Source organism: Streptomyces sp. NPDC090798 (assembly GCF_044768965.1).
GTDB lineage: Bacteria > Actinomycetota > Actinomycetes > Streptomycetales > Streptomycetaceae > Streptomyces.
Map to the genome: position 1 here is coordinate 1 of NZ_JBIVXA010000028.1, position 15,004 is coordinate 15,004.

At 67.7% G+C, this 15,004-nt stretch carries 16 protein-coding genes and 1 pseudogene; 12 read left to right on the top strand and 5 right to left on the bottom strand.

Translation table 11 applies throughout. The features are described 5' to 3' along the window. The 3 genes from ACIQTP_RS40030 to ACIQTP_RS40040 all read left to right on the top strand — a co-directional run. Window positions 1-230: hypothetical protein (locus ACIQTP_RS40030; RefSeq protein WP_403409268.1), on the top strand; the 230-nt coding region annotated here is incomplete at its 5' end. 384 nt (window positions 231-614) lie between these two features. Then, a complete protein-coding gene (locus tag ACIQTP_RS40035) occupies window positions 615-956 on the top strand; it encodes a hypothetical protein (RefSeq protein WP_403409270.1) in 342 nt (113 codons plus the stop codon). A 121-nt stretch (window positions 957-1,077) separates the two neighbouring features. Then, the gene (locus ACIQTP_RS40040; RefSeq protein WP_403409273.1) at window positions 1,078-1,431 is read left to right on the top strand and encodes a VOC family protein; all 354 of its coding nucleotides are present in this window, start codon (window positions 1,078-1,080) and stop codon (window positions 1,429-1,431) included. A gap of 706 nt (window positions 1,432-2,137) precedes the next feature. Here ACIQTP_RS40040 and ACIQTP_RS40045 read toward each other — a convergent pair. Continuing rightward, window positions 2,138-2,389: a hypothetical protein gene (locus ACIQTP_RS40045; RefSeq protein ID WP_403409276.1), complete on the bottom strand. Its 252-nt coding sequence runs from the start codon at window positions 2,387-2,389 to the stop codon at window positions 2,138-2,140. Window positions 2,390-2,614: 225 nt separating this feature from the next. Beyond that, entirely contained in the window at window positions 2,615-3,460 is an 846-nt protein-coding gene (locus ACIQTP_RS40050; RefSeq protein WP_403409279.1) for an inositol monophosphatase family protein, read from the bottom strand. 254 nt (window positions 3,461-3,714) lie between these two features. On the opposite strand from ACIQTP_RS40050, the gene ACIQTP_RS40055 reads away from it, so the two are divergent. From ACIQTP_RS40055 to ACIQTP_RS40075, 5 genes are all read left to right on the top strand, one after another. Further along, a complete protein-coding gene (locus ACIQTP_RS40055; RefSeq protein WP_403409282.1) occupies window positions 3,715-4,239 on the top strand; it encodes a GNAT family N-acetyltransferase in 525 nt (174 codons plus the stop codon). A 170-nt stretch (window positions 4,240-4,409) separates the two neighbouring features. Beyond that, window positions 4,410-5,126, top strand: coding sequence for an SDR family NAD(P)-dependent oxidoreductase (locus tag ACIQTP_RS40060; protein ID WP_403409285.1), 717 nt, complete (start codon window positions 4,410-4,412; stop codon window positions 5,124-5,126). 272 nt (window positions 5,127-5,398) lie between these two features. Beyond that, window positions 5,399-5,602 carry a cold-shock protein gene (locus ACIQTP_RS40065; protein ID WP_060899524.1) on the top strand — a complete coding sequence of 68 codons (204 nt, stop codon included), beginning with the start codon at window positions 5,399-5,401 and terminating at the stop codon, window positions 5,600-5,602. Between the two features lie 674 nt (window positions 5,603-6,276). Continuing rightward, the gene (locus tag ACIQTP_RS40070) at window positions 6,277-6,807 is read left to right on the top strand and encodes a DUF4232 domain-containing protein (protein ID WP_403409289.1); all 531 of its coding nucleotides are present in this window, start codon (window positions 6,277-6,279) and stop codon (window positions 6,805-6,807) included. Between the two features lie 266 nt (window positions 6,808-7,073). Next, window positions 7,074-9,014 (top strand): trypsin-like serine peptidase, encoded by a 1,941-nt coding sequence (locus tag ACIQTP_RS40075; RefSeq protein ID WP_403409292.1) that lies wholly within the window; start codon window positions 7,074-7,076, stop codon window positions 9,012-9,014. Window positions 9,015-9,421: 407 nt separating this feature from the next. On the opposite strand, the gene ACIQTP_RS40080 is transcribed toward ACIQTP_RS40075, so the two are convergent. Both ACIQTP_RS40080 and ACIQTP_RS40085 read right to left on the bottom strand, forming a co-directional pair. Further along, entirely contained in the window at window positions 9,422-10,147 is a 726-nt protein-coding gene (locus ACIQTP_RS40080) for a hypothetical protein (protein WP_403409295.1), read from the bottom strand. A 343-nt stretch (window positions 10,148-10,490) separates the two neighbouring features. Then, window positions 10,491-10,706 carry a 4-oxalocrotonate tautomerase family protein gene (locus ACIQTP_RS40085; protein ID WP_054238373.1) on the bottom strand — a complete coding sequence of 72 codons (216 nt, stop codon included), beginning with the start codon at window positions 10,704-10,706 and terminating at the stop codon, window positions 10,491-10,493. A 166-nt stretch (window positions 10,707-10,872) separates the two neighbouring features. On the opposite strand from ACIQTP_RS40085, the gene ACIQTP_RS40090 reads away from it, so the two are divergent. Both ACIQTP_RS40090 and ACIQTP_RS40095 read left to right on the top strand, forming a co-directional pair. Beyond that, window positions 10,873-11,760 (top strand): helix-turn-helix transcriptional regulator, encoded by an 888-nt coding sequence (locus tag ACIQTP_RS40090; RefSeq protein ID WP_403409298.1) that lies wholly within the window; start codon window positions 10,873-10,875, stop codon window positions 11,758-11,760. Between the two features lie 124 nt (window positions 11,761-11,884). Then, window positions 11,885-12,414: pseudogene (locus tag ACIQTP_RS40095) on the top strand (IS5 family transposase); the annotation flags it as partial. Window positions 12,415-12,434: 20 nt separating this feature from the next. Here ACIQTP_RS40095 and ACIQTP_RS40100 read toward each other — a convergent pair. Next, complete coding sequence (locus ACIQTP_RS40100; RefSeq protein ID WP_403409301.1) at window positions 12,435-12,983, bottom strand: GNAT family N-acetyltransferase; 549 nt, start codon at window positions 12,981-12,983, stop codon at window positions 12,435-12,437. Between the two features lie 515 nt (window positions 12,984-13,498). Here ACIQTP_RS40100 and ACIQTP_RS40105 point away from each other — a divergent pair. Beyond that, window positions 13,499-13,891: a GNAT family N-acetyltransferase gene (locus ACIQTP_RS40105; protein WP_403409304.1), complete on the top strand. Its 393-nt coding sequence runs from the start codon at window positions 13,499-13,501 to the stop codon at window positions 13,889-13,891. Between the two features lie 264 nt (window positions 13,892-14,155). Continuing rightward, on the top strand, window positions 14,156-14,968 hold the full coding sequence (locus ACIQTP_RS40110) for a SigB/SigF/SigG family RNA polymerase sigma factor (protein ID WP_403409563.1): 813 nt from the start codon (window positions 14,156-14,158) through the stop codon (window positions 14,966-14,968). Window positions 14,969-15,004 lie beyond the last annotated feature (36 nt).

The following is a 15,004-nucleotide window of genomic DNA, read 5'->3' on the forward strand; positions in this document are numbered from 1 at the left end:
AGGTGGAGCTGGCGGAGCTGTACCCGGGGGAGGCGGTGAAGCAGTGCGGCGAGCAGCGCTCGATCGGGCCAGGTCAGTTGTGGCTTGTCTACCTGCCTTTGCAGTACGGCGAGTTGGTGGCGCAGGGCCAGGATCTCCAGATCCTTCGCCCGATCACTCATCGGCAACAGCCGTATGAGGCTGAAGGCGGTAGACAGGGCGAGGTACGGCAGTCGCAACAGCACAGTTGACCATCCTCGCAGTCGGCCCACGCATGCTCCAAGAGCCTCTTCTCCGCGCGGGAGGCTGCCCCGTCAGGCGCGGTCCGATGACGTCGAATCAGGGCTGTGACCAGCGTGGATGCAATATTCGGCACGTACAACGTCAGACCCCATGACCCTCATGTGCACTGCGGCGCCGGAATCGACACCCGCGTGAGCGCCGATCGCCCGGGCCACCGGAGACCGGCGTATTCGCCACAGCCGCGCATCCCCGCTTCCGATACCTCTGTGCCGGAGCACAGGATCAAGCGCAAGTCGACTCTGCGTCAGGCGTTTCCCGCCTCGGGTGATCAAGTTCGAGTGCCATTCGAGAGAGGATGCCCGTGCCTGGGCCGCCCGCGGAAGAATCAGGTCATGGGAATTGACCTGCAGTTGCACGACAGCCGCCCGCAGTGGCCCAGCCGACGTTCAATGCGCAGGCCGACTCTGGTCCGTGAGGCCCACAAGCACGGCGAAGCACTGGCTCAGCTGATCGCCACGCTTCCTTCCGACACCTCGGGCAAGCTCTGGATGGTCGACCCGTACAACGACACGGTTTTCAACGAGCAAGAGGCCGAAGCCGCACTCCGCGAAATCCCGGATCTCCTGGATCGCTGCACCGACGACTCTCAAGCCGAAGCAGTCCGAGTCCTCGCTGCCTTCTTGGAGGACTGTGCTACGACTCCAGGCAGCTATCTGGTCTTCGTCGGAGACTGATCCGCCAAGCGGAACGCTGAAAAGAACGAGCTTTCGAGTTCGCCCGCGATTGAGACGGGGGTGAAGCGGGCGATGGTGTGGTGCCGGCCCCGCCCGAGGGTAGTCCTGGCAAGATGGCGGCATGGAACGTGTGCTTGGAATCGGTGGATACTTCATGCGGGCTGCCGACCCGGCGGCCCTGAACGCGTGGTATCGCGATTGCCTGGGCCTGGACGCCGATGAGAACGGCCTGTGGCGTCAGGAAACCGGCCCGACGGTGTTCGCGACGTTCGAGTCCGAGACCGACTACTTCGGGTCCCGCACCCAGCAGACCATGCTCAACTTCCGGGTCCGCGACCTGGACGCGATGCTCGCGCAATTGAGCGCGAAGGGAGCGGACGTGGACGAAGAGACGCAGGACATGGAGGGGGTCGGTCGATTCGGCTGGGTCACCGATCCCGAGGGCAATCGGATCGAGCTGTGGCAGCCCGCCTGACCGCGTCTTCACGCGCGGCCATGTCCCGTTACGCATTCTGCGGGCTGTCACGGGAGCACCTTGGCGAGCTTGTCAGCGAACTCGTGCCGCAGTGGAAGGCGCGATGTGAGTCCGGACGCCGCCAGCTGCGCCGTGGGGACCGGCGGCGCCAGGCCGGCGCTGGGCCAAGAGACGTGTAGGCGTACGTGGTCACCGACCGACTGTGGTCACCCCGGTCCACCTGCGCACCGGTTTGCCCCACGAGGCCCTCGGCGTGATCTAGCAGGTCGGGCCCTCCGACCAGACCTGCGGCTGCGCACACCCTGGCCGACGTGTTCGCCCACGCCGAGGCCGAAGACGTCACATTGTGCATCTACGGCACCGAAATCCAGGTCCGTCGGCGGAAGGCCGGACCCTCCGGACGGGCCGCCTTCGTCTGCGGCGAGCGCAAGCAGAACACGATCAAGATCACCACCATCAGCGACGGCCAAGGACGCACCCTGTGGTGCGGGGCAGTGCGGTCGGGCCGGATGCACGGGCGGACCGCGGTGCGATGGCGCCCCTTGCAGCGCTGGACAGGACGCCGCCAGGACTACGCCGAGGCAATCGCGGGGGAGTTCGTAAGAGGTTGGGGTGATGGGGGGTGGGGGCGGTGGGAATGGTGGCGAGGACGGCTCCGTCGCCGACAGCAGCGGCCCACCGGCGCGCGGCCGGGCAATGCTCAGCTCTACGCGGCGGCGCGCGTGCGGGCGTCGTCGCGTTCGCAGACGAGCCGGACGCCGACGCGGCCGAGGTTCTGGATGACGAGCAGCCGGTAGCCGAGCACGTGGGAGATCTGCTCGATCCGGCGCTGCTTCGGGGCCGTGGCATGGCCGGGTAACAGCTCGACGCGGCCACGGCCGTCGAAGCGCGCGCATCTCGTCGTCCGTCGCCCGACTCCACTCTCGGGAAAGTGCGGCAGCCATCCCGCCGCCCCCACATCGCGATCGTCGCACCCGCCCGTCTCTCGCGAGCACACGGACGAACATCCGGCTGAGCACGTATGTCCGTACTTGCCTGAGCACATTCCCAAGTACGCCGAGCTGTAGAGCAGATCGTGCTCCGGAGCAGCACGTGTTCGGTGCGCTACCGGCGGGCGATGACGCTGCCGGCCCAGGCCGGAGGGAACGGCGTCCCGATGGCACCTCACCCGCTGGTCACCGTACTAATCAGCCTCGTCGAGGGCATGCAGGTCACGGCTGCGCGGCAAGCTCTCGACCAGGTGCAAGAACGCGTCATGGAGATGGCCGTTGGTGGCCAGCACCGTCATGTCGCCTTCCAGCACCGGTGCACCGCCGAGGTCGGTCACCCGGCCGCCTGCCTCCGTGACGATGACCGGCATCGGTGCCACGTCCTCGTAACCCATCGGCGGGCCGGCGATCACCACGGCATCGGCCCGGCCGGTGACCAGATCCACGATGCAGCCCATCGAGGCCATCAGGAAGACCTGACGGTGCAGAGCGGTGAGGAGTTCTTCCGGCCAGCCGGCCGGGTTGAGCGCCTGGGTCCTCGCTCCGCAGATGCGGGTCCGCTCCGTGACCCGGCCACGGTGGCCCGACCGCAGGTCCGGGTCAGGACCCGTCAGCACCCAGCAGCCCAGTCCTCGTCCGGCCACGATCATCTGCTGGCTCACCGGCATGTTGATCACGCCGATAGCCGGACCGTGCTCGTCTTCATAAGCGAGATCGTTCGAGAACAGCGGCCACCGGCGGGTGAAGGACGTGGTGCCGTTGATGAGGTCGATGACCCATCGGCGTCCTGATGTCCCGCTGGTCGCACCTCCCTCCTCGCCGAAGACCCCGTCCTCCGGGACGCGGCGGCCCAACTCGGCTCTGATCAGTTCCTCAACCGCTTCGTCGACTTCGGTGACCTCACTGCCGTCCTCCTTGCGGCGGCTGTGCCAGTCACCGAAGAAGCCCTTCACCGATACCTGCCCGGCACGGCTGATCAGGCGAACAGCGAAGTCAAGGAGTTCCCGGTCAGCGGGCGGAGCGTCAAATGGATAGTCCATCTGGTGAGCCTTTCACCGCGGAGCCACATCCGGATCACTGGAGGGAGAGGTCCCACGCCCTCTGATGCGGCTCTCCCAACTGCAACCGGTAGCGGCCCACATGGTGCCATGGTCCCCGGGTAGTCGGGCGCTTCCTCCCGAACAGTCCCTGGCCCTGGCCTCGGCACCCGAAACCGATTGAGCGTGCGACACCGACCGTGGTACCACTTCGTGATTCGTAAGATGATCACGAGACATGCAAGGGGTCGGTGAGCATGGCGCTCGGAGAACTGGTGAAACTGCGGGCGATGGGTCCCGCGGACGCCGACGCACTGTGGCGCTGGAACCACGACCCCCAGGTCATGCGGTGGATGGACGACACGTATGCCCAGCCGGTGGAGCGCGTCCGCAAGTGGCTGGAGGAACGCCCCCGCAACACCTATGGCGACTTGCTCCTTGGCATCGAGACGTTTGCCGACGGCCAGCTCATCGGTCTGGTCATGCTGCATGAAGCGGAACCGGAGAAGGGCATCGCGAAACTCGACATCTACCTGGGGGAGAAGGCGTATTGGGGCCGTGGATACGCCACCGATGCGGTGCGGACGATCTGTCGCTACGGCTTTGAGGACATGCGCCTTCACAAGATAACGCTGACCGTGGTTACCGAGAACCATGCCGCGCGCAGGGTCTACGAGAAGGTCGGCTTCGTCGAGGAGGGCCGCCTTCGTCAGGTCTTCCGCCGTGACGGCAAGTGGTACGACATGTTCACGATGGGGCTGCTGGCGAGCGAGATTTGCTGAGCCCCGATTTAGAAGTGGATCAAGATCTGGCGTGATCCTGGAGTGCACGAATGATTTGCGCATCATCGGGCTGCGCTGCGGCGGACTCGGACATTGATGCGCATGGCATGGGGGAAATCCTGCAAAGACGCGAAGCACGCTCACCACGTAAAGAACGGAGATGACGCTGGATGTCATCGACTGTCACAGGCCGGCACACGCCGACCGCCCTCATCATCGGGGCCTCGCGCGGCCTCGGCCACGCGATGGCGGCCGAATTCCTCGACAGGGGTTGGAACGTCATCGGCACGGTCCGCGAAACCACTGCCCGAACACCCCTGCACGATCTCGCGGACCGAGCCGACGGGCGCGTAGTCATCGAGCATCTCGACATCAACGAGCCCGACCAACTGGCGCCCCTGCACGAGCGTCTCGCGCAACGCCGGCTCGACCTGCTCTTCGTCAACGCGGGCACCACGAACAATGAGCAGACGCCGATCGGCGCGGTTACGACAGCCGATTTCATCGAGGTGATGATCACCAACGCTCTCAGCCCCATGCGCGTCATGGAAGCGCTCGAAGACCTCGTATCTCCCGCCGGACTCATCGGAGCGATGTCATCCGGGCAAGGCAGCATCGCGAACAACACGACCGCAGGCCGCGAGGTGTATCGGGGGAGTAAAGCGGCCTTGAACATGTTCGTGCGCAGCTTCGCGATCAGGCAGGCCGAGACGCAACGCGCCTTTGTCCTCTTGGCGCCAGGCTGGATTCGCACCGCACTCGGGGGGCCCGACGCACCGTTCACCATCGAGGAGAGCGTCCCGCTGTTGGTGGACGTCCTGCTGGCCAGGCTGGGCACGCCCGGTCTGGCGTATCTGGACCGCTCGGGTCAGACCGTGCCCTGGTAAGCCCTGCCAACCGGCCACTCCCGTGATGATCGTGGCTGGCCCGGCCATGGCGTCGGCATGGGTCTGCGGCAGGGCTCGCCCGACCCGTGCGGATCATGGCTGTTGCTCTCTGGCGGTGGGCGGTTTCGCCGTGTAGCGTCGCTGTCAGATGTCGTGGTTCGCAGTACCTGCCCGCGCTCCGGCGCGGGCGCTTTGCTGTGCAGTGCGGGACCAGGACGATCACCTCCGGGTCCGCGTGGTGCGGAACCCGATATCGACTGGAAGGCACCAGCATGGCCAGCGGAACCGTCAAGTGGTTCAACGCAGAAAAGGGCTTCGGCTTCATCTCCCAGGACGGCGGCGGACCGGACGTGTTCGCGCACTACTCCAACATCAACGCCAGCGGTTTCCGTGAGCTCCAGGAAGGCCAGGCGGTCACCTTCGACGTCACCCAGGGCCAAAAGGGCCCGCAGGCGGAGAACATCACGCCCGCCTGACCTTGCGGCCAGGACGTACACCAGGGTCCCGGAGCACATGCCCCGGGACCCTGGTCCGGCTTTTTTCGGCTACTTGCCGATCCGCGCAGGTCCGCTGGGACGCGGTGAACACACCCCGCCTTCCTTTCCGCGCGGCATGACCGGCCTCTACATCGACGAGGAGCCCGCCGAGCACTGGACCTTCGCCTGCTACCTACAGGCCCTGGAGACCGTCGCCGAGGCGGACGAGGCCGCGCGACTTCCTCACCCGCCGTCTGCGCGAGTGAACCCTGCTCAGCACCAGCGCCCTGGGCAAGCCGTGCTCCGCAGAGGACCTCACCAACGCATCCGACTGGTTCGTCCACTGATCAACGCTGGGTACCCCGACATCAACCAAACCAGTAGTGCCGTGCCTTCTGGTTTTCGGGGGATCTGCCAGCCTGACACGACTGCCGGGTCCGCCCTTCCTTGTGACGTTCTCCAGGTTCCGCAGGCTTCGATGGCCGGCCGGGTGGCGGTCTCGTCGCGGCAGCCGAGCGTGTAGCCACCGGAGTTGCCCGAGATCGCGCGAGGGGAGGCGATCATCTCGCCGCCCGTTGTGGAACCTCGGCGCGCATGCCCGCATCTAGTTGTTCGGTGAGGCAGGAGCGGCGGCACTCGGCCCCGCGCAGTGGCGTCACCCAGGGAGAGATCTCATGTCACGGCGGACAGCGGCGGTCTGCACGGCCGGCCTGATGCTGCTGGGGGCCGCCGCCTGCGGCCAGAACGACAGCGCCTCGGGAACCCGGATCGCCGCATGCCAAACGCCCCAGCTGAGCTGGAAGATGACCCTCCTCCCGGGCAAGCCGCACAACACGCCGACGGCGACGCTCAGCGCCGCGCACAAGGGATCGAAGCCCTGCGCCTTCGACGGCTACCCGGAGCTCAGTGTGTACGTCGGCAAGGGGCCGTCGGCCGACTCCAAGCCGAAGAAGTCCACACCGGTCCATCTGGTGCTGAAGCCGGGCCACAGCATCGCGATCCCGGTCTTCTACGACGCGATCGGCTCTCCGTCCGGGTCCTGTGAGGTCATGGCCGAATACAACCCTCGCGTCGACGTACGGCCCCCGCACCCCACGGCGCACGACTACGGCTCCCGCGTGCAACTGACCGATGCGAAGGGGCACCACCAGCGGGCACAGGTGTGTGACCTCGAGATGCTGCTGGGAGCACCCCAACTGCACTGAGATAAACCCGTATAGAAGGTGTGCATTCGCGCGCCCGCTATGCGATCATGACGGCTGCGACCGCTGACCACGGTCGATCGAAAGCCGCCCTACGGCGGCACGGGGGAACACAACGGGGGTTGCTGTCGCGCGCGGTGAGCGCGGAGCAGGTCGTCGGCGGAAGATCACGCGTCGGACTCCGCAGCAGTGCCTCGCCTGCTGTCCCGTGGCAGGCGCCTGCCCTTCGGGCCCTCGTGCCGCCCGGCCTGCCTCTTGGAGAAACCCGAATGCAGAAACCTGAATCGCTCCGCAGACGAATACGCCTCGGGGCCGTCGCGGTGCTGAGTGCCGTGGCGCTGTTGGGCAACGCCGCCGCGGCCCAGGCCGGTACCGCGCCCCGTGCCCCCGCCACCCCCACGCCGACCGCCTCGGGGCCCTTGCGGAGCGCTGCCCCCGCGCCGAAGCCGCCGGCCGGCCCGACTCCCACAGACTCGACCGGCCCGACCGCCGCGCCTTCGGCTTCGGGCACGGCGGTGCCGGCCGCCGATGACGACTGGACGGTCGAGGCCGCCATCCGCTTCTGGACTCCCCAGCGCATGCACTCGGCCACCGACCCCTCGGGCCGTACCGCCCCGCCCGAGGGATCGGCGGCAGCGGCCCGGCGGCCCTCCGTCGGCGGCATCACCGCCCAGCACTTCAAGGGCATCAAGTCCGTCGGCACGATCTTCAGCAAGGACAAGGGGCTGAAGGGGCACCGCTGCACGGCCAGCGTGGTGCGCAGCGGGGGGCACAACCTGATCCTCACCGCGGGGCACTGTGCCGGCTCGAATTCCATGTTCGTGCCCAAGTACGACCACACCAAGACTGCGGCCGCGCAGCCCTACGGGGTCTGGGCGGTGGACAAGTGGTTCCGCGACAAGAGGGCCACCTGGGACAAGGCCAAGAGCTCCGACCTGGACTACGCCTTCGCGAGCCTGAAGCCGAACGGCCGTGAGAACGTCCAGGACGTCGTGGGCGCCAACACCCTGGCCCGTACACCCGGATATGCCAACAAGGTGACCGTCATCGGCTACCCCAAGATCGCGCACAACCCTCCGGACCAGGCGGTCCGCTGCCCCGACATCTATACGACCGCACTGTCGGGCTACTACCAGATGCAGATCTTCTGTGCCGGGATGTGGGGCGGAGTCTCCGGCGGGCCGTTCTTCTCCGCGCTCGACCCCTCCGGCGACACCGGCACGATCATCGGCAACGTGGGCGGATTTCTTCAGGGCGGCCCCGATGTGAGCGGCTCGGATCCGCGATACAACGAGATCACCTACAGCCCGCTGCACGGTGACCGCTTCTTCCGCCTCTACGCCGATGCCCAGCAGGGCCGCAACCCCGACTACGGTCCCTACGAACAGCCGTCGCTGCCTTACACCATGGGCACCGGCGCGACCTGGAAGCACGCCGGTCTCATGGCCTCGGGCGACTTCGACGGCAAGGGCCACAGCGACATGGTCGTGGTCTGGTCCGACGGCGAGGTCACGCTCCACAACAGCGACGGGCGCGGCCACTTCACGGGCGAGCGGCAGTTGCTGCCCAAGAACTCCACCTGGCAGAAGGCCAAGACCATCACCGCGGGCGACTTCACAGGGTCGAACCGTTTCGACCTGATGGTCCGCTGGGTGGACGGCGAGGTCACACTCTACGGAGACATCGGCACCAAGGGCCTCGACCGGGCCGGCACCCAGATGATCAAGCCCAACGACCTGTGGAAGAACGCGACCCAGATCGTGGCGGGCCGCTTCAGCACCTCCCACTACGTCACCGACCTGGTCGTCCGCTGGGCCGACGGCGAAGTGACCCTCTACACCAACGTCAGCGCGGGCACCTTCGGCCAGGAGCACAAGCTCAAGGACAAGAACGACACGTGGAGGGATGCCACCCTTCTCACCAGCGGTGAGTTCTCCGGCAACCAGAAGTGGGACCTCATGGTGCGGTGGACCGACGGCGAACTCGACAACTACGTCGGCACGACCCCATCGGGCCTCGGTACCGAGCAGCGCATCCTGAACCCCAACGGGCTCTGGACGCACGACACGGTCATGACGACCGGCGACTTCACGGGAAACCACCGGACCGACGACCTCGTCATCCGCTGGTCCGGTGGTGAGACCACCATGTACATGGACACGGGCGCCGCCCACCTCGGCAGCGAGGAGACCCTGGTTCACGTCGGCTGAGCCCGGCGACCGGGCTCCACACCCGACGCCTTCCCACCCGACCTGATCGACCTGTACCTGGCCCGCGCCCGTACCGTAGGACTGTCGAGCACGGCCTCGGTCGCCTACCAGCTGGGACAGTCGGAGGAGCGGGGCGAGAATACCCGCCGGCCGGTCGGCACCGGTCGGCACCGGTAGACCCGGATCGGGCACTGACTCGCCGGACCGCGCCGGGAACATCCATGACCTCGACGTGGTTACAACAGGCGTGGTTGTGAAGGGGACAGTGTCCCCGGGCCTCACCTATAGCCCATGAGGACGATCGTTCGGCTGAAGCCTCATGGAGCCTTTCGCCGCGTAGGCGACCGCCCTTCACGACCACGCACGTCGACGGCCCTGGCCGGGATCCCTCCCGGCCGGGGTCGCTCTCACATGCGGCTGCCGAGTTGCCTGGCTCCACCTGCGATGGCCAGCAACTTGTCAAGCTCCGCGAGCACGGGCGTCACCTTGTGCCGAATATCCGGTGGCCCGACCGCAACTCTGGCGCGGACGTCAAGGTAGTGGTGTTCCAGAGGACCGAAGAGTCCGTGGTGGTCCGCACCCGTCCGTTCGCTGTAGTCCACGCTCCAAGACAGAGCGGCGTACGCCGCGACCTCTTCCGTGTCTCCCTGGCCGTACGCCCCCGCCGCCAGGCGTTGTTCCCGGGTCCGACTGCCTCGTTCCTCGATGAGGCGCAACGGCTCACCCAGGGGGTGGTCGGGCGGTCCCAGGTTCGGCCCGAACTCTTCAGCCATCCGAACCCGGACCTCGCCGACCAAGGTGGCAAGGATGGAGCGGACTACGTGCTGCCGCCCCCTAGGGAAATGCCATGCCGAGCCAACGACATCGAGGGTGAATTCACCGATGTCCGGCGTCACGAACTCCGGCTCCGAACCGGCGCCGCCCTCGGCGTAGTGCAGCGCCGCTGCCGCCACGGCTTGTCGCATGCTCCGGACGCTCTGCCGCATGGCGGCTTCGGAAGCCGCCCTCTGCTTCCCGACCTCCTGGCGGCGGGCGAGGGCCAGCGAGAGGAGATATCCGAAGATGATGGTTGTGACCGCGGCCATCGGCACGGTCTGCGTGATGGCACTCCACGTGGATTGCGCTGTCGTCATGATTACCGCGCTGGTACCAAACCGACGAGGCCCAAAGCCACCCGATGTCGTCGTCGGCGCCCGTGGTTTGACGCCTCTTCGACACCGCGAACCCTCCGAAGCCACGCGCAGTCGGCGATGCGGCTCCAGCCCGGCTTCAGCAGTCGGCCGCCCACACGGTTCGGCAGCCAGAGCCTGACGCGCGGGCAGAGCGCAACGTCACCTGCTGGGAGACCGGATGCAAGCCCAACTGCCAGGCGCCAATCAGGGGCTCCAGAAAGCCGAGGTGAACGCACGAAGATCCGCGCCGCCCTCCACGGGGCAACGAATGCGGCCGCGCCGCGGGCGGCGACCGGTCAGGTCGTCACTCCTGCGGGGTCTGCCGGATCTTGGCAAGCGTCAGGACACCGCCGCCGATGCCCCATCCGGCGTCGGCGACCTCTTCGACCAGTACGAGGGTGGTGGCCCGGGCGCCGTCGCCGAAGATCTCGGCGTACAGGTCGGTGGTGCGCGTGATGATCTGCTCCTTCTGTTCTGCGGTGAGGGCGCCGGCGGGGACTTTGAAGTTCGCGAATGGCATGGTGCTCTCTCTTCGTGCGGGGGCGCCGGGGCTGCTCACAACGAGCAGGAGGCCGACCCCGATGGGGCAACCATCCGTCCGAGTCACCCGCTCCGGCCAGGGCTGAGCCCACCCAGGGGTCACCAGCCCCTGGCTCGGACCCCGCCGGAGAGGCGACGATGGGCGGGTGAACCTTCCCGAGCTTGCGGCGTTCCTCAGGTCCCGGCGTGATCGGATCCGGCCGGCCGACGTCGGCCTGCCCGCCGGGCCCCGGCGCCGCGTGCCCGGCCTGCGGCGCGAGGAGGTCGCACAACTGGCGGGCCTGTCGGCCGACTACTACACCGAACTGGAGCGCGGACGCGGCGCCCAGCCCTCGTCCCAGACACTGGCAGCCGTGGCCCGGGCGCTGCGGCTGGGTGGCGACCAGCGCGACCACCTGTTCCATCTCGCCGACCGGCCGCTGCCCGCATCGGCGCACGGCGCGAGCGCGCGGCACGTCCAGCCCGCCCTGCTCGGGTTGCTGGACCGGCTGGCCACCACCCCGGCCCAGGTCATCACCGACCTGCACGAGACCCTCGTACAGAACGAGCTGGCCGCGGCACTGCTCGGCCGGGCTCCGGAACCGCGCGGCCCCGCCACCGGCTTCGCGTACCGCTGGTTCACCGATCCGGCCGCCCGCGCGGTCTACCCGCCCGAGGACCATCCGCACCACTCACGGGTCTTCGTAGCTGACCTGCAGGCAGTCGCCGCCCGCCGGGGCCGCGACACCGAGGTCGCCGGGATGACGGCCGCACTGCGGCGGCGCAGCGCGGAGTTCGCTGCCCTGTGGGACACCCACGACGTCGGCCTGCGCCGCACCGATCACAAGCGCATCGTGCACCCCACGCTGGGCGTCATCGAGTTGGACTGCCACAGTCTGTTCAGCGAGGACGGCCGCCAGCGCCTCCTGTGGTTCACGGCCCCGCCCGGTACCGAGGGCGCCGCTCAACTTGAGCTGCTCGGCGTCATCGGCACGCAGGACATGGCGGCGACCGAGGGCGCCTCCCGCACCGATGGCGGCGTCCACTCGGGCTGACAGTGGACGGCCGGGCCCGGAACCGCCCGTGCGGCGGGCCCCGGCCTCTGGTGGCCATCGCCACCAACGCACAGCAGAGCACCAGGACTAGCGATGGCCCGGGCGAACAGGCGCCTGGGAAGACCGTGATTCGGCGGCGGGGGACGAACCGGAAGCCGGCACGCGCGGTGGCTGGCCAGGCGCTCGGCCGGTCCCGCGGCGGACTGACCACCAAGGTCCATCTCGCGTGAGACCGGCCGGGGCCTGCCCCTGGCCATTGTCATCACCCCGGGAAACGTTGACGACTCCACCGCCTTCGACGCGGTCATGGAGACGTGCGGGTTCCCCGGGCCGGAGTCGGACGGCCGCGCCGGCCAACTCACGTGCCTCTTGGGCGTACTCCTCGCGGGCCACCCGTGATCACCTGCGGCGCCGGGGCATTTGGGCGGCAATTCACCAGCCTGCGGACCGGGCCGCCCGCCGCGCGCGCCGTGGACGGGCCGGAGACGGACCACCCGCCTTCGACCGCGACGCCTACAAGCAGCGCAGCACGGTCGAGTGCTGCATCAACCGCCTCAAGCAACGGCGCGGCCTGAGCACCCGCTACGACAGACCGCCACCATCCAGCTCGCCGCACCCCACATCGCAGGCATCTTCATCTGGTCAGCCCCCTGATCCGAGAGAAACGACCTGGCTCAACCGGACCGCGTGACCGAGGACCATACGCCGAACCACTGTTCGGCGCCCCACTCCTCGAACCGTTGCACCTCGGTGAACCCCAGCTTCGCCGCGAGGCGCATCGAGCGGTCGTTGGCGGTCTGGGTGCAGAGCACCACCGGCTCGTCGGGAAGCGCGTCGGCGAACCAGCCGAGCGCCGCCGCGCACGCCTCGGTGGCATACCCGCATCCCCACGCCTCCGGCAGGAACATATAGCCGAGCTCGGCCTCCCCGGCATCCGGACGGACGTGCCCCGGACGCTCCGCGTCGCGCCGGTTGAGCTCGATGGTGCCGATCATCGCTCCGTCGAGCTCGATCACGAAAAGGCCGGGGCGCCGCCCGGGCACTTCAGGCACCGCGCCTTCGAGCTCGTCACGAGGTCGAGGGCCACCGAGGTAGGTACGCACCTCCGGCGATGCGAACAGCTCGATGAACGCCGCACGGTCCCGCGCCTCGGACTCGCGGAGCACGAGCCGTTCGGTCCTTATCGGGTCAGGTGGCCAGGCGTCGAGTCCGAGTCCAGTCATGGCGGGCAACCTATCGCGTGCCCGCGAGAGTGGTCCGAAAGAGGAGCCCTAGGCCCTGTCGTCACATTCGCTACGAGACGTCGTTCGATGCCGGATGCCACATCGATGCGAACGTGGCTGTGCGGGTACGACCCACCGGGCTCAACAACGCGTCCCTCTGCAACAAGCTGAGTGTCCGTTCCTGATGCAGCCTTGACGTCGTGGCAGCCTTGACGTCGTGGCGGTCGTGGCGGTCGTGGCGGTCGTGGCGGTCGTGGCGGTCGTGGCGCGTCGGCGAGCGGCTCGCTGGGCCGGTGTGGACACGGTGACCGGGCGGGTGCGGGCGAAGTTGAAGTGGCGCGTGGACGGTGCGGTCACGGGCTGGGGTCGTATGACTGGCCTGATTCCGAGAAGGGTGTGTGCCGCGTTGGGCCGTCTCCGACCGATCACTCCTGCCGGGCTCACGGATCCGTCGTACTTGAAGGGCTACGCCTGCGAGGTTGACGTGTGCGGTCGGCGTCCGGCGATCATGGCTTATGACTCGCGCTCTGTCGACGCCGCCCGTCATCGTCTCCGGCTCGCTCGGTGACTGCCCCCAACCGGTGCTCCCCATTTCCGGGGGGTTGCTGCTGCGTCCTTGGGAAGAAGCCGACACACCGGCGTTCCTGTCTGCTTACCAGGACGGTGAGATCCGCCGCTGGCACACGCGGCGGCCCTCCTCCGAGGGCCAGGTCCGGGAATGGTTCGACGCATACCGCCAGGAAATCGGCTTCCACCGGCTGGAGCTGGACCACTCGACCCGCAACCATGCCTCGTGCAGGGTCGCCGCCAAGTCCGGTTACCTCCTGGAAGGCACCGAGCGCGGCGCCGCCGTGCACGACGACGGCCGACACGACATGCGTCTGCATGCCCGCATCCGAGGCGACTGAGCCTTGAGGTCCGGCATCGCACGTGACTCCGGCTTGACCAGTGTCATCACAGCCCGCGAAGGGCGAACAACGTACTCCTGGTCGGGACGTCGCACCCAGGCCGGGCGTTTTCGAGCCATGACGGAGTGATGGGGTCCGCGCGGACATGCATGCGGTCAGAGGGGGCAGGAGATGCTCACCCTGCTTTCCACCTAAGGCGGCACCGTGACGTCCTCCGTGAACGCCCTCGAAGCATCTGCATGCGGCACGGGACGGCTGGAGGCCATGGATGACCTGCCGTGGATCGAGGACGGCGGCAAGATCGCTCCCAGGGACGCACGCATGCTGTCCAAGCTGTTCCTGGACCGCCTGCAGGACTTGGAGGAGGGCACCCGCGAGTACCAGTACGCCCGCAATACGCTGATCGAGATGAACCTGTCCCTGGTGACCTTCGCGGCGCGCCGCTTCCGCAACCGGGGCAGCGGCGACATGGAGGACGTCATCCAGGTCGGCACCATCGGCCTGATCAAGGCCATCGACCGGTTCGACCTGTCCCGCGAGGTCGAGTTCACCTCGTTCGCGATCCCCTACATCCTCGGCGAGATCAAACGCTTCTTCCGCGACACCACCTGGGCTGTACACGTCCCGCGACGCCTGCAGGAACTCCGCGTCGGTTTGGCGAGGAGCAGGGAAGCCCTCGTCGCTGTGCTGGGCCGCACCCCTACGGTGAAGGAACTCGCAGCCGACCTGGACCTGACCGAGGATGAGGTCATTGAGGGCCTCGTCGCTGCGAACGGCTATGTCGCCGGCTCCATCGACACCCCGGCCAGTGACGACGAGTCCAGCGACGGTGGTCCGAGGTACGCGGATACCATGGGCGATGTCGACCCGGCCCTCGACCTGTTCGAGGACCTGCACACGCTCGGCCCGCTGTTGCGGCAACTCGATGACCGGGAACGGGCCATCATCGAGATGCGCTTCGGACGGGAAATGACCCAGGCGCAGATCGGCAGCGAACTGCACCTGTCGCAGATGCACATATCCCGCCTGCTCACCCGCACCCTCACCAAGCTCCGCACGGGCCTGCTTCCCACATGACATCGCTGCGCCCCTGCCCCGCTCACCCGTACCGAA